This is a genomic window from Mesorhizobium delmotii (assembly GCF_900149755.1).
GTDB classification, from domain to species: Bacteria; Pseudomonadota; Alphaproteobacteria; order Rhizobiales; family Rhizobiaceae; genus Mesorhizobium; species Mesorhizobium delmotii.
The window spans coordinates 310226-327875 of the sequence record NZ_FUIG01000026.1 but is presented as its reverse complement, the minus strand read 5'-3'; the positions used below and the strand labels follow the sequence as shown (position 1 = coordinate 327875).

Genomic DNA, 17650 nt, shown 5'->3' with positions numbered 1-17650 from the left:
TGACTTAAAAGAGCTGCCGCCTAACCCGGAAAGGCTCCAGACGCCGCCAATGCCTCATCTCCCTGACCATCTGCTCACCGGCTACCGCAATTTCATGAGTGGCCGCTATCTCGCCGAAAGCGGACGCTATCGCTCGCTCGCTCGCGAGGGCCAGTCGCCCGAAACGATGATCATTGCTTGCTGCGACTCGCGCGCGGCTCCCGAAGCGATCTTTGACGCTGGCCCCGGCGAACTCTTCGTGCTGCGCAATGTCGGCAATCTGGTGCCGCCCTATGCGCCCGACGACCAGTTCCACTCGACCTCGGCGGCGCTCGAGTTCGGCGTGCAGAGCCTCAAGGTGAAAAACATCGTGGTGATGGGTCATGGCCGCTGCGGTGGCATCCGCGCGGCACTCGACAGTACGGCCGCACCGTTGTCGCCCGGCGACTTCATCGGCAAGTGGATGAGCCTGATTGCGCCGGCGGCCGAGACCGTGTCGTCCAGCACCTTCATGACGGCAACGGAGCGCCAGACCGCGCTGGAGCGCATTTCGATCCGCTATTCGATCGCCAATCTCAGGACGTTCCCCTGCGTCTCGATCCTGGAAGGCAAGGGACGGCTGTCGCTGCATGGCGCCTGGTTCGACATCTCGACCGGCGAGCTCTGGGTGATGAACAAGGACACCGGTGACTTCGAGCGGCCGGAGATGACATAGGAGGCTTGCATGGTATGCCGTTCGATCGCCTTGGCCGCAGCGGCGCTGCTGTTTTCAGTCATGTCCGCCCGCGCCGATGACGGCGCGCTCATCGACCGCTGGTACGCGGCGCTGCTGGTCGCCGATCGCACGGAATTGTCGGATCTGCTTGCCGACGACGTCCGGATAAAACTCGACGACCTCGGCGTCGTCCAGACCAAGCAGGAATTCATCGCCTCCATCGACGACTGGAAAGGCGCTGTCGCCGGGGCTGAAATCCGGCATCGGATCGAGAAGACCGAGGGTGGCGTCACCACAGTCATCGCCTGCTATGATTTCCCCAACAACGACATGCTGATGCAGGAAACCTTCGCGATCGCCGACAACCGCATCACCGCCAGTTCGCAGGCGGCGATCGCGGAAAACTGTGACGGCTACTGACCGGCCGCGATATTGCGTGCGGCAAGCCAGCGCCTTACATCGGTGGTGGTCCCGCCCTGCCCTTACAGCCACTCAGCGAAAGCCCCTCACTTACGAAAGATTGTCCATGCCGTCCACGAATACCGTCGACCTCGCCGCCCATCCGCTGACCGCATGGCAAGGGCCGCTCGGCCTGCCCGATTTCACCCGCATCGGCGACGGCGATTTTTCTCCGGTGTTCGATGCGGCGTTAAAGGCGCATGAGGCCGAGATCGAGGCGATATCGGGCAATGCCGAGACGCCGACCGTCGAGAATACGCTTGCAGCACTCGAGCTCGGCGGCGAGGCGCTCGACAATGTCTCGTCGATCTTCTGGTGCCGGGCCGGCGCCCACACCAACGAGGCGATCCAGGCGCTGGAGCGCGACATCTCGCCAAAGATGTCGCGGCATTTCTCGGCGATCTCGATGAACGAGAGGCTGTTTGCCCGCATCGACGATCTCTACCAGCGCCGCGAGGCCCTGAAGCTCGATGCCGAAACGCTGCGGGTGCTGGAAAAGACCTGGAAAAATTTCGTCCGCTCCGGCGCCAAGCTCGACACCGAGGGCAAGAAGCGGCTGGCGGCGATCAATGAGGAACTGTCGTCGCTCGGCACGATTTTCGGCCAGAACCTGCTTGCCGACGAGCGCGACTGGGCGCTGTTCCTTGACGAGGCCGACCTTGCCGGCTTGCCGGAATTCCTGAAAAGCGCGATGGCGGAGGCCGCCGAGATGCGCGGCCAGAAGGGCCGCTATGCCGTCACCCTGTCGCGCTCGATCTACGAGCCGTTCTCGACCTTCTCTGAGCGCCGTGACCTGCGCGAGATTGCCTTCCGCGCCTTCACCATGCGCGGCCAGAACGGCGGCGCCACCGACAACACCGGCGTGGTGCGCGATATGCTGCGTCTCCGCGCCGAAAAGGCGAAGCTGCTCGGCTACGCTTCCTACGCCGCCCTGAAGCTCGACGACACCATGGCAAAGACGCCGGAGGCGGTGCATACGCTGCTCGACCCGGTCTGGGAAAAGGCGCTGAAAAAGGCCGCAAGCGACCAGATCGAATTGCAGCGGCTGGCGGCTGAGGCCGGCAGCAATGAAGAATTCGCCGCATGGGACTGGCGCTTCTATCAAGAGAAGCTGCGCGCGGAGAAATTCGCCTTCGACGAGGCCGAGCTGAAGCCCTACCTGCAGCTCGACCGCATCATCGACGCCTGTTTCGACGTGGCGACAAAATTGTTCGGCATCACCTTCGAGGAGAAGAAAGGCATTGCCACCTGGCACCCGGACGCACGTGTTTTCGTCGTCAGGAATGCCGACGGCAGCGAGCGCGGTCTGTTCCTGGCCGACTATTTCGCGCGGCCCTCAAAGCGCTCCGGCGCCTGGATGAGCGCGCTGAAGTCCGGCTACAAGCTTGGCGATGGCTCCAAGCCGGTCATCTACAACATCATGAATTTCGCCAAGCCGCCGGAGGGCGAGGCAGCGCTTTTGTCGGTCGATGAGGCCAAAACCCTGTTCCACGAATTCGGTCATGCGCTGCATGGCATGCTGACCGAAGTCACCTGGCCGTCGGTCGCGGGCACCTCGGTCAGCCGCGATTTCGTCGAACTGCCCTCGCAGCTCTACGAGCACTGGCTGACCGTGCCGGCAGTGCTGGAAAAGCATGCGCTGCACGTGAAGACCGGCAAGCCGATGCCGAAGGCGCTGGTCGACAAGATGCTGGCGGCGCGCACCTTCGGCGCCGGCTTCGCCACGGTCGAATTCACCGCCTCAGCACTGGTCGACATGGCCTACCACGCGCGGTCGGATGCGCCGGAGGAGCCGCTTCGTTTCGAAGCCGAAACGCTTGAGAAGCTCAACATGCCCGACACCATCGCCATGCGCCATCGCACCCCGCATTTCGGCCACATCTTTGCCGGCGACGGCTATTCGGCCGGCTACTATTCCTACATGTGGTCGGAGGTGCTCGACGCCGACGCCTTCGCCGCCTTCGAGGAGACGGGCGACCCGTTCAATCCGGCGCTGGCCGAGCGGCTCAGGAAGAACATCTACGCCGCCGGCGGCTCCAAGGACCCGGAAGAGCTCTACACCGCCTTCCGCGGCAAGATGCCGTCGCCCGAAGCGATGATGGTCAAGCGCGGGCTGGTGTAAACGCCGAAGCTGCCAATCTCCCCCTTGCGGGCAGGGTAATCGCATTTGGATTCTTGCGAAGATGGACCCCCACCCTAACCCTCCCCACAAGGGGGAGGGAACGCTGCCGCGCGCCCTTACTTCCCCTTTGGCGCCGAAAGGCAGGCAATTTGCCGAGGTCAGCGCCAGCGGAAGTCTCCCTCCCCCTTGTGGGGAGGGGTTAGGGGTGGGGATACATCGTAGAGCGAAAGCCTCGGCTTTCCACCTGCGATAGCCCTGCCCTTGTGGGGGAGATGCCAAGTATTGGCAAAGAGGGCAGGACTGAGACGGTTCAAGCGCTGCTGAGCGCCTCGATGCATCTCGCCAGCGCAGCCGGATCGCCGAGGACGTGCAGCGTTTTCAGCCGGGCCGTGCCGCCGGCGACGACCGAGACGGCCGATCGCGGCACTCCCAGCGCCTTGGCGACCAGCCGTTCGAGCGCTTGATTGGCGGCGCCGTTCTCCGGCACGGCGCGGACACGAGCCTTCAGATGGCTTCGCCCATCCGCCGAGATCTCGATGCCTTCGAGCCTGTCCATCGCCGCTTTCGGCGTCAGCCGGACGAACAGGTCAACGCCGTTGTTACGCATGCGAAACGACGCGCTCATGAAACGCCGGGTCAGACGACCAGCGGCGCCACCGTGGTGAGCAGGAACTGCCGGAGGAAAAACAGGATCAGAAGCAGGATGATCGGCGAAATGTCGATCCCGCCGAGGTCGGGCAAGAAGCGGCGGATCGGCCGCAGCGCCGGCTCGGTCAGCCGGAAGAGCATGTTGCTAACGCTATCGACGAACTGGTTGCGCGAGTTGACGACGTTGAAGGCGTAGAGCCAGGAGAAAATCGCCGAAGCGATGATGATCCACCAATAAATGTCAAGCGCCAGGACAATGGTCTGAATGAGGGCTATCATGCCGGTCTCCGATTGGTTGCCGACATGTAGCCATTGCGGGGGAAGGCGGCAAGAGCCAGCTTCCGCGGCAGGCCACGCCGATGGCTGGCCGTGCGGCTTTTGGGCAAAACGCAGTCTTGACAGGAAACCGCCGCGCCCGATAAATGCGCCCATTCCGTTGGACGGGGCTGTAGCTCAGCTGGGAGAGCGCGTCGTTCGCAATGACGAGGTCAGGAGTTCGATCCTCCTCAGCTCCACCAGCGGAAATTTACCCCCAGTAAGATCAAGAAGATAGCTGTACCGGCGCACCCCGAACGCGCTCTGGCGGACTTTGAGCTTGGGGCTTAAACCTGACCATCAAGCCATTCTCGCAGATCGCGGTCCTCGTGATCTTCAGCGATAGATGGTCTCGTCCTGACGTACCAGATCACGGCAAATCCACCGGCCGCCCACGCGCCAGCAAACACGTCTACGATGATGTCCGTCACTTCAAACCCCTAAGCCCAACCGACATTTAGCTCGACCGAAATCGCTCCACAAGAGCAAAATCAGGCCGTTGCCGGAGTGGGCTGGCGCCCCGCCTGGGAGAGTCATGCTGTTGTCAGATGCCCAAATCAGCCGCATCTTTGCGGCGGGCCAACGCCAATCTGCATTTTCTCAACGGCGTGATCGGCGCCTCGCAGGCCTCGCTCGCCGCATCGACAATGGCCTCGACATCGCTTCGAGCGCATGGTTGATCTGCTGGCTTCCATATCTGAAAAAATGAAACGTTGTGCCGGGAGGAGGAATGGAGCTTCGGCTAGACAACAAGGTGGTGCTGGTCACCGGCGCGACGCAAGGCATTGGCCGGGCAATCGCCGAGGCGCTGGCGCGTTCTGGTGCCGGCGGCCTGCTGGTCACCGGCCGCGAGCCCGTGCGCGGCAGCGAAGTGGCGACGTCGCTCTCCCAGGCAGGCACGCCAACCGCATTCGTCGCCGCCGATCTGGCTGATACCACGGCGCCGGCACGGCTGGTTGACGAATGTGTCAGCCGCTTCGGCCGTATCGACGCCCTGGTCAACGCCGCCGGCCTGACCAACCGCGCCTCATTCCTCGATGCCGATTTTGACGACTGGGCGGCGCTGTTCGCCGTCAACGCGCGGGCGCCGTTCTTTCTCATGCAGGCGGCCATCACGCAGATGCGCAAGCAACGTCAGGGTGGCGCCATCGTCAACATCCTGTCGATCAACGCACATTGCGGCTCGCCGGAACTCGCCGTCTATTCCGCCACCAAGGGCGCGTTAGCCACACTCACCCGCAATGCCGCCAATGCGCACCGATTCGACCGCATCCGCGTCAACGGCATCAATGTCGGCTGGACCGACACGCCGGCCGAACGCATCATGCAGGCCGAGACGCTGGGGCATGGCCCGGGTTGGATCGACGCCGCCAACGCGTCGCAGCCTTTCGGACGCCTGCTGGCGGCCGACGAGGTGGCCAACCTCGCCGTCTTCCTGCTCTCCGACGCCTCCGGGCCGATGACCGGCGCGCTGATCGACCAGGAGCAATGGGTCGTGGGCGCGAACCGGTGACGCCTGCTTCACTCGAAATGCTCGGCCCGAAACTGCTTAGCCGGCTTCCCCTTCCGTCCAAAGACCGTCCTATGGCTCATATCGGTGTCGCCGCCTTCCACCGCTGCTTTGCCGGGTGGCGCGGCCTGGCGGACTGGATCGCCGCCAACGATGATTTCCGCACGGCTGTCACGGCCAGTCACGACGGCTTGCTCTGCGACGATCCGATGGCGTTCGTCAGACAGGTTTGCACGTTGCCGGCGGCCACACGGTTGAAGCGGCCCGCACAATCGGCATAGTAGGTCGCCACGACCACGGGAGGGCAATATGGAGCTCGGACTGCTCACCGCACCGTTTGCCGACACCCCGCTCGGCGAGGTCGCCGACTGGGCAAGTTCTGCCGGCTTCGAGGCGCTGGAGATCGCCTGCTGGCCGAAATCCTCGGGTGCTGCCCGGCGCTATGCCGGCACCAGCCATATCGACGCCGCCTCGACCTCGGCCTCGCAGGCCAAGGAAATCGCCGCCGCCCTGGCGGAAGAGAACCTGTCGATCTCCGGCCTCGGTTTCTACCCCAATCCGTTGCATCCCGATGCCGCCCACCGCAAGGCCGTCATCGATCATTTGAAGAAAGTGATCGTGCTGGCGAGCCATATGGGCGTGCCTGTCGTCAACACCTTCTGCGGCGGCGACGCTGCAAAAACCATCGACGCTAACTGGCAAGAGGCACTCAAACTGTGGCCCGCCGTCATCGCCCATGCGCGCGACAACGGCGTCAAGCTGGCCTTTGAGAACTGCCCGATGATCTTCAGCTATGACGAATGGCCGGGCGGCCACAACATCGCCTATTCGCCCCATATCTGGCGCCGCATACTTGAGGCCTGGGGCGGCGACGTCGGCATGAATTTCGACCCGTCGCACCTGGTCTGGCAGATGATCGATCAAGCCCGCTTCATCAAAGAGTTCGGCCCGTACATGCTGCATGTCCATGCCAAGGACCTGATGATCGATCGTGATGGACTTTACGAGCGCGGTATCCTCTCGGCCGGCATGGGCTGGCAGGTGCCGCGCATGCCGGGGCTTGGCGATGTCGACTGGAATGTGATCTTCTCCGGCCTCTATAGCGTCGGCTACGACGGACCCATCGTCATCGAGCACGAGGACCGGCGGTTTGAGGGGAGCGATGAAAACGTCAAGCGCGGCTTTCTGCTCGCCCGCGACGTGCTGCGCCCCTTCGTGAAATGAGCCCTTTTTCGAACTGAACTGAGATCAATGTGGAGGAAGACTGAAATGAAAAAATATCTGGCAATGGTCCCGCTGCTTGCCGGCGCGGCGTTTCTGGCTTCGGTGGGCGTCTCGTCCGCTGAAGCCAAATACACGATCGGCGTCTCCAACACGGTGCAGGGCAATGGCTGGCGCGAGGAGATGATCTGCGCCATCAAGGCGCAGGCGCTCGCCTCCGGCGAGGTCACCAAGCTCAACATCGCCCATCGCAACACCGACGCCGCCGGCCAGCTCGAGGACATCCGCAACCTGATCAGCGCCAAGGTCAACGCCATCGTCGTCAACCCGGCCGATCCGGCCGGCATCAAGTCAGCCCTCGAGGAAGCCACCAAGGCCGGCATCGTCGTCGTCGCCGTCGACCAGGCGGTCACCGAGCCCTCGGCCTACATCATCTCCAACAACCAGGAGCACTACGCCTATCTCGGCGCCAAATGGCTGTTCCAGCAGATCGGCGGCAAGGGCGACGTCGTCTACATGCGCGGCGCCGCCGGCGCCTCGGCCGACAGCGACCGCGACAAGGGCTTCAAGAAGGCGCTTGCCGAATTCCCCGACGTGAAGGTCGTGCACGAGGTCTTCACCGGCTGGCAGCAGGACCAGGGCAAGCAGCAGATCCTCGATTTCATCGCCACCGGATCGCCGTTCAACGGCATCTGGACTTCGGGCATCGACAATGTGATCGTCGATGCGCTGGTCGAGTCGCAGACGCCGCTGGTGCCGGTGGTCGGCGCCGACAATGCCGGCTTCGTCGGCCAGCTGAATTCGGTCGAAGGCCTCGTCGGCGCGGCGGTGACCAACCCCGGCTCGATCGGCGGCGCCGGCGTGACGCTGGCTCTGCAGATCCTGAACGGCAAGAAGCCGGCGGAGCAGACGGTGCTGGTCGAGCCGCAGCTGTGGGAGAACGCCACCGAAGAGGGCAAGGCCAAGCTGAAGAGCGTCGCCGATCCGTCGCTGAGCCCGGAGTGGCCGGTCTCGATCTCCATCCCGGAGTGGACCACCTACACTAAGGACCAGATCATCGCCTGCAAGGGCCCAGGCGAGTAAAGATCGCTTCAGCCGTAGCGCGAGGGACGGCGAACTGCCGTCCTCGCGCTACAAAGAGTTGATAGACTGGCGCTCTACGGCGCCCCCCTCTGTCCTGCCGGACAGAGGGGGGCGCCGTAGAGCGCCAGCAATAGAGTTTCGGGAACGAGAGCAACGCGATTTTGACCACCAACCCCCTCCTGGACGCCACCGGCGTCGTGAAGACTTACGGCGCCGTGGTGGCGCTGCGCAACGCGTCGCTGTCGGTTGTGCCGGGCGAGGTTCACGCCCTGATGGGCGCCAATGGCGCCGGCAAATCGACGCTGGTAAAAATCCTGACCGGCGCCATCCGCGCCGATGCCGGGCATATCCTGATCCGCGGCGAAGCCCGCGACGTGCGCTCGCCCGCCGATGCGCGCCGCGCCGGCCTGCTTCCGGTTTACCAGGAACCATCGCTCATCCCCGATCTCGACGTCGCCTCCAATCTTCGCCTGACCGACACGCCGGTCGAGCCGTTCCGCGCCTGGGTGCGCGAACTCGGCATTCCCGACCTCGACATCCGCGACACCGCGCGCGACATCCCGCTTGCCGTGCTGCGCGTGCTCGATCTGGCGCGGGCGCTGGCGGTCGAGCCCGACGTTCTGCTGCTCGACGAAATGACCGCGGCACTGCCGGCAAACCTTGCCGAAAAGGTGCTCGAGGTCGTTCGCCGCCAGGGCGACAGCGGCCGTTCGGTGATCTTCATTTCCCACCGTTTTGTCGAGATATCGGCACTTTGCGACCGTGCCACCGTGCTTCGCGACGGCGAGACCCTCGGCGTCGTCGACATCGAACCAGGCGTCGAGGAGCGCATCGTCGAGATGATGCTCGGCGCCAAGGTCGAAAAGACGCAAGTGGCGGCGCGCCAGGCGGGCCAGGACGCTTCGCCTAGGGATAGCCGTCCGCGCCTCGGCGTGGCGAACCTTCGTGTCGGCACCAAGCTCAACGACGTTTCGTTCGACCTGGCGAATGGTGAGGTCGCGGGCGTGGTCGCGCTTGAGGGACAAGGCCAGGACGAGCTCTTCGCCGCCCTCGCCGGCTCCATCCGCCCGTCCGGCGGCACGATCGAGGTGGACGGGAAGCCGGTGAGATTCGTGCATCCGGCCGATGCGATCCGCGCCGGCATTGCCTATGTGCCCGGCGACCGCACCGAAGCTTTGACCATGCAGCGCTCCGTGCGCGAAAACATCGCGCTCCCGTTCAGCGCCGCGTTGCGCAACTGGGGGCCGATCAACATGGCGCAGGAACGCTCCAGCGTCGTCAGTGCGATCGAGCGTCTGCAGATCGACACGCGCGCCCAGCGCGAGGTGCAGCGCCTGTCCGGCGGCAACCAGCAGAAGGTGACGATCGCCCGCTGGATCGCCGCCGAAGCACAGACCATTCTCTGCTTCGACCCGACACGCGGCATCGATGTCGGCACCAAGCAGGAGATCTACAAGCTGCTGCGCGAACTCGCCGACCAGGGCAAGTCCGTGCTGTTCTATACATCCGAGCTCGAGGAGGTACAGCGTGTCTGCGATCGCGTCATCGTCATCTTTGGAGGGCGCGTCGTCGATGTCTTCCCCGTCGAACTCGCCGACGAGCCGGCGCTGATGCGCGCCGCCTATGGCTTGCCGCGCGGCGCCAAGGAGGATGTCGGCATTCTCGCCGATATCCACTCGAGCCCGGTGGCGAAACCTTGACCCGCCTCGTCCGCCGTCAGGGCTGGGTCGCAGGCCTACTTGTCCTCTTCGTGGTCCTCTTCGTGATCACCAGGCTCATCCAGCCGGGCTATGGCAGCGGCGATTTCGGCTCGCTGGTGCGCGCCGTGCTGCCCTACGCCTTTGCCGTGGCCGCCCAGACGATTGTCGTCATCGCCGGCGGCATCGATCTTTCCGTCGGCGCCATGATGGCGCTGACCAGCGTCACCGCCGCCTCGATGATGGACGGCGCCAGCGAGGAATACGCGCTTTTCGTCGTGCCGTTCGTGCTGGCCATGGGACTGGTGCTGGGCGCCGTCAACGGCATGCTGATCGTCGTCACCCGCGTGCCCGACATCGTCGTCACGCTGGCCACCCTCTTCGTTCTGCAGGGCGCGGCGCTGCTGGTCCTCAGTGCGCCCGGCGGCGCGGTCGCCGAATGGCTGAGGGCGACCATCGTCGGGACGGTCGCGATCCCGGGGTTGCCCGGGATCTCCGCCTGGATACCGAAGGCGCTGGTGCTTTTGGTCGTCTGCCTCTGCATCATCTGGATACCGCTCAAGCGCTCAAAACTCGGCCTGTCGATCTACGCCATCGGCAGCAGCGAGCTCGCGGCCTTTCGCAGCGGCGTGCCTGTCGCGCGCACCAAGATCATCGCCTACGCCCTGTCGGGGCTTTTCGCTGCCATGGGCGGGCTGGCGCTGACCATGAGCACAGGCATCGGCGCCCCCATTCCCGGCCCCTATCTTCTTGCCAGCGTGGCGGCGGTCGTGCTCGGCGGCGTCGCACTTGGCGGCGGCAAGGGCGGGTTGCTCGGCCCGATCGTCGCGGTCTTCGTGCTGCGGCTGGTGCGCACCGACCTGACGCTGCTCGCCATCGATCCCAACGTCACGGCAATCATCGAGGGCGCGATCATGGTCGCCGTCGTCATGTTCGGCGCCTTCATCACCATGCGGAGCCGGCAATCATGAGCAATGCCGTGGGGCTGGTTTACGGAGTCGGTGCTCCACGGCGCCCCCCTCTGTCCTGCCGGACATCTCCCCCACTTGGGGGGAGATTGGACGGCTCGACGGCTTTCGCCAATCTCCGAAGGTGCAAGAAGGGCGCCGAGTGTGAAGCTGCCAATCTCCCCCCTTGTGGGGGAGATGTCCGGCAGGACAGAGGGGGGCGCCGTAGAGCGCTATCCTCTCCCGAAACCAACATCGCGCAAAAACAATCGCGAGCAACGTCATGAGCACAACCGCGATCCAACCCGTGCCCTTCGGCCGCCGCCTCAAGCGGTTCATGGCCGACCGGCCGCTGATTCCGCTGATCATCCTGCTGGTCATCCTGGTGCTGGTGCTGCAGATCCTGCGCCCCGGCATCGTCAACGAGCGCTGGCTCGCCAACACGGTCAAGTTCGCCATCCCGCTGGCAATTCTTGCCGGCTGCCAGACCATGACCATGCTGACCGGCGGCATCGATCTGTCGGTCGGAACCGTGGCGACGATGAGCGCCTTCATCATGGCGACGCAGGTCGTCAATCATGACCCGGCGGTGGCGATTCTCATCGCCTTGGTGCCGGCGGTGCTGATCGGCCTAGTCAACGGCATCGGCGTCGGCGTGTTTCGCGTGCACCCGCTGATCATGACGCTCGGCACCAGCCTGATCGGCACCGGCTGCCTGCAGGTCTATCAGCGCACCGTCATCGCTTCGGGCGCCAAGATTCCGCCCTTCCTGGCCTGGCTCGGCACCGGCCTGACCTATGGCGTGCCCAACGCGCTGCTGTTGTTCGTGCCCATCGCCGTCCTCATTGTTTTCACCTTGAACCGCACCGGGTTCGGCCGCCTGCTTTACGCGGTCGGCGACAATGAGGGGGCAGCACGCCTGTCCGGCGTCCGCTACTGGCAGGTCATCACCGCGCTCTACGTCATCTCGAGCGTGCTCGCAGGGATCACCGGGCTGCTCTACATCGGCCTGATCAAGGCGCCGTCGCTGTCGCTGGCAGAGCCGCTGGTGCTGCCCTCGGTAGCAGCCGCCGTGATCGGCGGAACCTCGATCTTCGGCGGCCGCGGCGGCTACACCGGCACCATCATCGGGGCGCTGATCCTCACCGTGCTGACGACGCTGCTCACCATCCTGCAGATGCCAGAAGGCGCGCGGCGGATACTGTTCGGGCTGATCGTGCTGTTTGTGACGGCGGCTTATCTGCGGATTATTGAGGATCGGTAGGGGAGGATTGACGCGAGCAGCTGCTTTGACCCGAAGCAGACTCTCGCAAACGGAGCCGTGCATGACAGCTTTGCGCCCCGATGTCGGACATTGAGATCAGAATTGCCGCTTCCTGAGAGCCGACATCCCAAGCGACCACGCTGAGGGTCGTGGTTGCCGGGAGCAGTCATTCGGTGGAAGCTGGATAAATGTCCGCTTTGCGCCGCCAATTACGGACTTCCGCTGACGCCGGCCCGCTGTCAGGACGACCTGCTTGTGGGCGGTGGCGTAGAAGGAACCAACACCTTCCGGTTTTCCGCCACGGCCGGAGAGGGCGATTTCCCTACGCTCGCGGATTTGGTGGCGCGCTTCGATGGCGTCGCGCTCGACACGAATAATGATTTTGGGTTCCGGGGCGACGCGGCGTGACCGGGAGCGTGGAGATCACGCTGTTGGGATCGCGTTGCTCGGCGCCGATGACCTTTTCTTCATCACGTGACTGAAGCCCTCGCCCATCTGTTGCACGTTGCGGCTGGCAGGCGCAAAATGGCGGCGACATGGCGAGCCAAGGGCGCGCAGCCGCTACTCGAGCTTCGGAGACAGACTATGGACTGGACCAAGGGACGCGGCCGGCAGATCCTGATTGCGGGTGCGGTGGGGGCCTTCGCCCTCCTGCTCGGCATGGAGGCGGTGAGGGAGGATGAGGTGGTGACCCTCACCGAGCTGTTGACGGAAGCGGCGGGCATTGCACTTCTCGTAGGCTGCTCGGCCTGCGTTGCGCTCCTTTCCTCGCGCCTGCGGGAGCAGGAAGCGGAAAGCTTCGACATGCGCGATGAGATTGCGCGAATCCGTGAGCGCGACACGCAGTGGCGGGCCGGCCTGGATGACCATTTCCAGGAACTCGGCGCCGCCATCCAGCGCCAGTTTGCGGCTTGGGGTTGCACCCAGACGGAGCAGGAGGTCGGGCTCCTGCTGCTCAAGGGCTTCAGCCACAAGGAGATCGCGCGAATCCGGGGAGCAAGCGAAGCGACCATTCGCCAGCAAGCGACTGCGCTCTACCACAAGGCTGAGCTCTCGGGCCGCGCGGCGCTCTCTGCCTATTTCCTCGAGGAGTTGCTTCTGCCGCCGGTGCCGTCGAACTCCTTGGGGGCTCGCAACGGCCTTGCTCGTCCCGAGATGTCGAGCCGGCCGGCCGCTTCGCGCCGGGCGTAGCGCGGAGCTAGCTCCAGGGTCACGGGCCGTGCGCTTTCTTGCCTCAGTTCTCACCGGCCTGGGGTTGCTTGTATTCTCAACTCCAGTACTGGCCGAAGATCCAGTAGCGGAGCTGGTCGAGGGCTGCGCGGCGCCCTGTGTCAGTTACGAACTATCTACGGAACTTCAAAACGACTGGATTTTTGCGGCCGATCCGTCATTCCTGACGTCCGACGTGCTTCAACCGACATTCACAGCCGATTTGCTTTTCGCGCCGACGGACTATCTGCAACTGGAGACTTCCATCATCACCGAGCCGGTGGTGGACTCGGCGCCCGGCGAGAATACGGTTCTTGAAGGAATTGGCACCTACGTAGCCGAACTGTATACCGTGATCGAGGCAGGTCCCGCTACCACGCGGGCCGGAAAATTCGATACGATCTTCAGTCTCGCCAGCGAAGTCGCGCCAGGGATCAATGCCACGGAACTGGTGTCGGATTTCGACGCGGACGAACGTCTAGGCGGGGAAATTGTCCTCCGCTTCGAAAACCTCGGGTTGAACCATGCTTTGGCAGCGACTGCATTCACAACCGATCGCACGATCCTCAGCGAGTCGCTCTTTACCAACCGGGGCCGGGCCAGCCTGTCGGATGGCGGCGCGGGCAACACAAAGGGCGTGCCGTCGTTCTCGGTAACTCTTGATGGCTGCGAAGGTTCGGAAACAGCCGATTGCTATTTGGACGGCGAATTTGGCTACAGGTTCGGCTTTCGGTATCAGAGGGCCGGGCATCCTACCGAGGAGGACATCGAAGACGACGTTAAGCTTGGTGACGAACTTGCCTACCTCGCCGCCGCGACCAAGAGTTTCGAACTGGACGAAATGACGCTCAGGCTGCTGGGCGAAATGTCGTATCTTCGGCATTTTGACGGCCGCCAGGACGATGCCCTGGTCGTCACGGGCTCCGCCGCGCTCGACGTAGACTCCTTAACCTATATCGCGACCTACACGGAGCAGACGAACCTGGTCGCCGGAGGTCCGGATACCCGCGATTACCTAGCTGATTTCGAGGTCATATATTCGTCCGACGACAATACGCCGTTCGTTGGATCAAAATGGCAACTCGCCGCCGCCTATACGTTCGCGCGGAATGCGGATCACGAAAACGCTCACATTCTCAGCGTGCGTGCGGTGTTCGATTTCAGCGGAGGTGTGGAGTTCGGCAGGTAGACTGCCGCACGTCGGCACGGAGATAAGGGCCCCAATTGCGTTCACGCATGATGGCCAAGGCGTCCCTTGAAGAAGCCCGTGAACGCCAAAATTGCCCTCCCTCGTTTTGGTCCGCCGCTGGCCAGCTTCAAGGCTTCACGCCCTCAGATACTCGACTGCAGTCCGTGACCGGGAAAGCTGTCATGCTAACTGCCGCCGGCAGGGCACTCACATCCGTAGGATGTGCCGTCTAGGGCTTTGAAAGGCTGAGTCTTTTTACCCGTCACGCCTGCCGGATTCCCGTGAGGCGGGAGCCAAGCCATGCTGGGGACTGCGGCGAGCGTCCGGCCGCGGACGCGCCCGCGACGCGACCCACCTCGGAGGACATTCCCATGGCCATTTTACCCGACTTCGCCGCCGCCACGTTCGGCAATTCCACGAATATCGACAACACGTTCTTTCCGCTGCCCGGAGGCACCATCAACAGCTACGGCGCCGCGCTTATCGATCCCGAGACCGGCGAGGAGGAGACGGAGCGCAACGATCACTTCGCCACGTTCGAGACGAAGATCATCGAGGGCGTCGAGACTGTCGTCGTCCGCGATACGGCCTATGCCGACGGCGTTCTCGTCGAGGACACGCTCGACTGGTACGCGCAGGCCGATGACGGCAACGTCTGGTATCTGGGCGAGATCGCGACGAACTACAACTACAACGACGAGGGCGAGTTCATCGGGACCGACTTCGGCGGATCGTGGGAGGCAGGCGTCGACGGCGCCGCGCCGGGGTGGATCATGCGCGCAGCACCGATGCCGGGCGACAGCTATTTCCAGGAATTCTACGCCGGAGTGGCGGAGGATGAAGGCGAGGTGATCGCGACAGGCCTCACCGTCGAGACCGACTTCGGCTCTTTTGACGACGTCGTGAAAATCCTCGACACTTCCGGCCTGGAGCCCGGCGTGGGCGCCTACAAATACTTCGCGCCCGGCGTCGGCCTGGTGTTGGAGGAGGAGGTGGTGCTCTCGGAGGATGAGCCCGAACTCGTCATCGAGATCACGAACAGGCGCGAAGTCGACGTCTCCGCCCCCGTCGATCCGACGGAGCTCGCCTTCGCGGGAGACGGCGCTGCCAAGACCATCACCTTCATCAGCGAGGACGCGAGCACCAACGGCGCGATCGGCGCCTATACTTTCGACACCGCGACGGGCGAAATTGGCGAGGCGCGCATCCTCTTCGCCGACACCGAGGACGTGAAGGCGGGCGCCCAGGCGACGATGGCAGTCGCGGCCGGGCAGTCGCTCGGCCTGTTCCTCATCCCGGATGTCGAGGATCTCGGCCTCGAGCTCGAGGACTACGCAGACGGCGGCCTCTTCTTCCGCGACTTCACCTCAGGCGATGTCGCCGACGTTTACGACGGCGACGACGCGACGACCTACACGCCAGGCCCGGCCACCATCTACGACCGGGTGGCGCCGGTCGTCACCGATGCCGACGGCAACCTGCTGCCGATCCGGGCGTTCCATTCGGTCGGCAACCGCGACGGCTTCAATTTCCTGAACCCGGTGGCTGGCGAGAACGCCCTTGCAAGCGATATCGACGACGGCCTCGCCGGGGTCGAGGTGGTAAGCTTCGAGGATGGCCTGGCCAGCACCGAGGACTTCGACGGCGATTTCGACGATGCTTTCGTTGCCGTTAGCGATGCGCCGCTCAGCGGCGAGACAGTCAATGCCCTGGTTGAAGCTACCGGCATCAGCCGGCGGGTCGGCACGGACGGCCCGGATCGGCTCGTCGGAACCGATGAGGACGATCAGCTCATCGCGCTCGACGGCAACGACGTGATCCGTGGTAGCGGCGGCGACGACCAGATCGAGGCCGGCGACGGCAACGATCGTGCCTATGGCGGCGCCGGCGATGACGAGATCTCCGGCGAGGAGGGGCACGACCGGCTGTTCGGCGACGAGGGCGACGACGAGATTGATGGCGACGAGGGTCGCGACAGAATCCAGGGCGATGCGGGCGATGACGAACTCGCGGGTGGCGAGGGCAACGACCAGCTCTGCGGCGGCGATGGCTTCGACGAGCTCAAGGGCGGTGAAGGCGACGACCGGCTCCGGGCCGGCGGCGACGGCGCGCGGATGTCCGGCGGCGCGGACGACGATATCCTCTTTGGCGAGGCCGGCGCCGAGGATGTCTTTGTCTTCGACCTGATACCTTTCGGCAGGGACCTGATCCGGGGCTTCGAGAACGGCGCCGATCGCATCGAGATCGCGACCTATACGGGCGTCGAGAGCTTCGAGGACGTCGCCGTCACGCAGGACGGACATTCGACCGTGCTGAGCTTCGCGGAGGGAACCGTAGAGATCGCCAATTTCGACTCCGCGCTGATCAATGCCTCCGATTTCTTCTTCGTCTGACGCGCGGGCGGGGCGCGGTCTCCCTGGTGCGCCCTTGCCCATCGGCTGGAAGGAGTCACCTGCAAGCGCTACAAGCGCAGCACGGCTCGTGAAGTTCTGATTAATAGTAAGGAATAGGGCCGCATGGGCCGGCGCCGCTTGCTCCGCGGTCATTGGCCCTAAACTTGCGGCGCCTCTCCCGAAAATGAACCGGATGCTTGGCGCGAGCGCCAAAAAAGCCTCTGTCAAAGGAACCATGATGTCCGCTTCAATTGCCCCGCAACCTTTCAATCAGCGAAAGAGACTTCTTGTCGTCCAGGGCTTGAGCATCGCGGCGATCGGATCGCTGTTGTTCTCTCGACCAGGCTGGGACGAAGCATCGACCCTTCATGAACTTATCGAGATGACAGGCTTTGTCCTGATCCTCGTCTGCATATTCGGAAGATTGTGGAGCATCCTATATGTCGGGGGCCGGAAGAACACCGAGTTGGCGGTAAACGGGCCATACTCGATCACTCGCAATCCCCTGTATCTGTTTTCGATGATTGGAGCATTCGGCATCGGCCTCATGTTCGGGTCGATCATCGTTGCCGTCGTTCTCGGAGTGTGCACCTACGCGGTTTTCGGGATGACCGCTAGAAAGGAAGAGGCGTTTCTTCTGGGAAAGTTTGGCCCGAAATACGAGGCGTATGCGGCCAGAACACCACGGTTCTGGCCCAAACTATGGCTTTATCACGACGAGCATCAGCACACGTTCTCCACGAAAGCGCTAAGAAGCACATTCTTCGATGCTCTCTATTTTCTCGCGGTCTTTCCTGCCATCGAAGGCATCGAATACCTCCAGGTGATCGGTTATCTGCCAACCTATTTCTGGCTATTCTAATCCCAAGGTCGAGGCAATCCGCCGTCGCCAACTTGCC

19 protein-coding genes and 1 tRNA gene are annotated in these 17650 nt (G+C 63.6%); 17 read left to right on the top strand and 3 right to left on the bottom strand.

All coding sequences use genetic code 11. The features are described 5' to 3' along the window. Positions 1-49 precede the first annotated feature (49 nt). The 3 genes from BQ8482_RS18305 (at position 50) to BQ8482_RS18295 (ending at position 3275) form a co-directional block, all read left to right on the top strand. Positions 50-694, top strand: coding sequence for a carbonic anhydrase (locus BQ8482_RS18305; RefSeq protein ID WP_123148902.1), 645 nt, complete (start codon positions 50-52; stop codon positions 692-694). A gap of 9 nt (positions 695-703) precedes the next feature. Beyond that, positions 704-1114: a nuclear transport factor 2 family protein gene (locus BQ8482_RS18300; RefSeq protein ID WP_123148901.1), complete on the top strand. Its 411-nt coding sequence runs from the start codon at positions 704-706 to the stop codon at positions 1112-1114. A gap of 106 nt (positions 1115-1220) precedes the next feature. Continuing rightward, positions 1221-3275: a M3 family metallopeptidase gene (locus BQ8482_RS18295; RefSeq protein WP_123148900.1), complete on the top strand. Its 2055-nt coding sequence runs from the start codon at positions 1221-1223 to the stop codon at positions 3273-3275. Positions 3276-3585: 310 nt separating this feature from the next. Here BQ8482_RS18295 and BQ8482_RS18285 read toward each other — a convergent pair whose 3' ends face one another. Then, positions 3586-3900, bottom strand: a complete 315-nt coding sequence (locus tag BQ8482_RS18285) for a DUF167 family protein (RefSeq protein ID WP_123148898.1) — start codon at positions 3898-3900, stop codon at positions 3586-3588. A gap of 11 nt (positions 3901-3911) precedes the next feature. After that, positions 3912-4202 carry a YggT family protein gene (locus BQ8482_RS18280; RefSeq protein WP_023800489.1) on the bottom strand — a complete coding sequence of 97 codons (291 nt, stop codon included), beginning with the start codon at positions 4200-4202 and terminating at the stop codon, positions 3912-3914. Between the two features lie 163 nt (positions 4203-4365). Here BQ8482_RS18280 and BQ8482_RS18275 point away from each other — a divergent pair. Beyond that, positions 4366-4441 (top strand) — tRNA-Ala (locus BQ8482_RS18275). A gap of 84 nt (positions 4442-4525) precedes the next feature. Here BQ8482_RS18275 and BQ8482_RS38660 read toward each other — a convergent pair. After that, positions 4526-4669: a hypothetical protein gene (locus tag BQ8482_RS38660; protein ID WP_208867738.1), complete on the bottom strand. Its 144-nt coding sequence runs from the start codon at positions 4667-4669 to the stop codon at positions 4526-4528. Between the two features lie 104 nt (positions 4670-4773). Here BQ8482_RS38660 and BQ8482_RS38155 point away from each other — a divergent pair, with 104 nt between their 5' ends. From BQ8482_RS38155 to BQ8482_RS18215, 13 genes are all read left to right on the top strand, one after another. After that, a complete protein-coding gene (locus BQ8482_RS38155; RefSeq protein WP_165848610.1) occupies positions 4774-4947 on the top strand; it encodes a hypothetical protein in 174 nt (57 codons plus the stop codon). A 21-nt stretch (positions 4948-4968) separates the two neighbouring features. After that, entirely contained in the window at positions 4969-5751 is a 783-nt protein-coding gene (locus tag BQ8482_RS18270) for an SDR family oxidoreductase (protein WP_123148897.1), read from the top strand. Positions 5752-5822: 71 nt separating this feature from the next. Then, a complete protein-coding gene (locus BQ8482_RS18265) occupies positions 5823-6029 on the top strand; it encodes a hypothetical protein (RefSeq protein ID WP_123148896.1) in 207 nt (68 codons plus the stop codon). A 28-nt stretch (positions 6030-6057) separates the two neighbouring features. After that, on the top strand, positions 6058-6972 hold the full coding sequence (locus BQ8482_RS18260; protein WP_123148895.1) for a sugar phosphate isomerase/epimerase family protein: 915 nt from the start codon (positions 6058-6060) through the stop codon (positions 6970-6972). 45 nt (positions 6973-7017) lie between these two features. Beyond that, the gene (locus tag BQ8482_RS18255) at positions 7018-8052 is read left to right on the top strand and encodes an ABC transporter substrate-binding protein (RefSeq protein WP_123148894.1); all 1035 of its coding nucleotides are present in this window, start codon (positions 7018-7020) and stop codon (positions 8050-8052) included. Between the two features lie 161 nt (positions 8053-8213). Further along, entirely contained in the window at positions 8214-9752 is a 1539-nt protein-coding gene (locus BQ8482_RS18250; protein WP_123148893.1) for a sugar ABC transporter ATP-binding protein, read from the top strand. Beyond that, entirely contained in the window at positions 9749-10720 is a 972-nt protein-coding gene (locus tag BQ8482_RS18245; protein WP_123148892.1) for an ABC transporter permease, read from the top strand. Before BQ8482_RS18250 ends, BQ8482_RS18245 begins: the two co-directional genes overlap by 4 nt. A gap of 259 nt (positions 10721-10979) precedes the next feature. After that, positions 10980-11960 carry an ABC transporter permease gene (locus BQ8482_RS18235; RefSeq protein WP_077380804.1) on the top strand — a complete coding sequence of 327 codons (981 nt, stop codon included), beginning with the start codon at positions 10980-10982 and terminating at the stop codon, positions 11958-11960. Positions 11961-12113: 153 nt separating this feature from the next. Continuing rightward, positions 12114-12368 carry a hypothetical protein gene (locus BQ8482_RS37745; protein ID WP_133254785.1) on the top strand — a complete coding sequence of 85 codons (255 nt, stop codon included), beginning with the start codon at positions 12114-12116 and terminating at the stop codon, positions 12366-12368. 177 nt (positions 12369-12545) lie between these two features. Continuing rightward, a complete protein-coding gene (locus tag BQ8482_RS18230; protein ID WP_165848609.1) occupies positions 12546-13151 on the top strand; it encodes a helix-turn-helix transcriptional regulator in 606 nt (201 codons plus the stop codon). Between the two features lie 28 nt (positions 13152-13179). Next, the gene (locus BQ8482_RS18225; protein ID WP_123148891.1) at positions 13180-14358 is read left to right on the top strand and encodes a hypothetical protein; all 1179 of its coding nucleotides are present in this window, start codon (positions 13180-13182) and stop codon (positions 14356-14358) included. 371 nt (positions 14359-14729) lie between these two features. Beyond that, positions 14730-16751 (top strand): hypothetical protein, encoded by a 2022-nt coding sequence (locus BQ8482_RS18220; RefSeq protein ID WP_123148890.1) that lies wholly within the window; start codon positions 14730-14732, stop codon positions 16749-16751. Positions 16752-16935: 184 nt separating this feature from the next. After that, positions 16936-17613 carry a methyltransferase family protein gene (locus tag BQ8482_RS18215; RefSeq protein ID WP_244602857.1) on the top strand — a complete coding sequence of 226 codons (678 nt, stop codon included), beginning with the start codon at positions 16936-16938 and terminating at the stop codon, positions 17611-17613. Positions 17614-17650 lie beyond the last annotated feature (37 nt).

Coding starts and splice junctions, on each gene's coding strand:
- BQ8482_RS18305 (WP_123148902.1), top strand. CDS start 50: ATGCCTCATCTCCCTGACCATCTGCTCACCGGCTACCGCAATTTCATG.
- BQ8482_RS18300 (WP_123148901.1), top strand. CDS start 704: ATGGTATGCCGTTCGATCGCCTTGGCCGCAGCGGCGCTGCTGTTTTCA.
- BQ8482_RS18295 (WP_123148900.1), top strand. CDS start 1,221: ATGCCGTCCACGAATACCGTCGACCTCGCCGCCCATCCGCTGACCGCA.
- BQ8482_RS18285 (WP_123148898.1), bottom strand. CDS start 3,900: ATGAGCGCGTCGTTTCGCATGCGTAACAACGGCGTTGACCTGTTCGTC.
- BQ8482_RS18280 (WP_023800489.1), bottom strand. CDS start 4,202: ATGATAGCCCTCATTCAGACCATTGTCCTGGCGCTTGACATTTATTGG.
- BQ8482_RS38155 (WP_165848610.1), top strand. CDS start 4,774: ATGCTGTTGTCAGATGCCCAAATCAGCCGCATCTTTGCGGCGGGCCAA.
- BQ8482_RS18270 (WP_123148897.1), top strand. CDS start 4,969: ATGGAGCTTCGGCTAGACAACAAGGTGGTGCTGGTCACCGGCGCGACG.
- BQ8482_RS18265 (WP_123148896.1), top strand. CDS start 5,823: ATGGCTCATATCGGTGTCGCCGCCTTCCACCGCTGCTTTGCCGGGTGG.
- BQ8482_RS18260 (WP_123148895.1), top strand. CDS start 6,058: ATGGAGCTCGGACTGCTCACCGCACCGTTTGCCGACACCCCGCTCGGC.
- BQ8482_RS18255 (WP_123148894.1), top strand. CDS start 7,018: ATGAAAAAATATCTGGCAATGGTCCCGCTGCTTGCCGGCGCGGCGTTT.
- BQ8482_RS18235 (WP_077380804.1), top strand. CDS start 10,980: ATGAGCACAACCGCGATCCAACCCGTGCCCTTCGGCCGCCGCCTCAAG.
- BQ8482_RS18230 (WP_165848609.1), top strand. CDS start 12,546: ATGGACTGGACCAAGGGACGCGGCCGGCAGATCCTGATTGCGGGTGCG.
- BQ8482_RS18220 (WP_123148890.1), top strand. CDS start 14,730: ATGGCCATTTTACCCGACTTCGCCGCCGCCACGTTCGGCAATTCCACG.
- BQ8482_RS18215 (WP_244602857.1), top strand. CDS start 16,936: ATGAACCGGATGCTTGGCGCGAGCGCCAAAAAAGCCTCTGTCAAAGGA.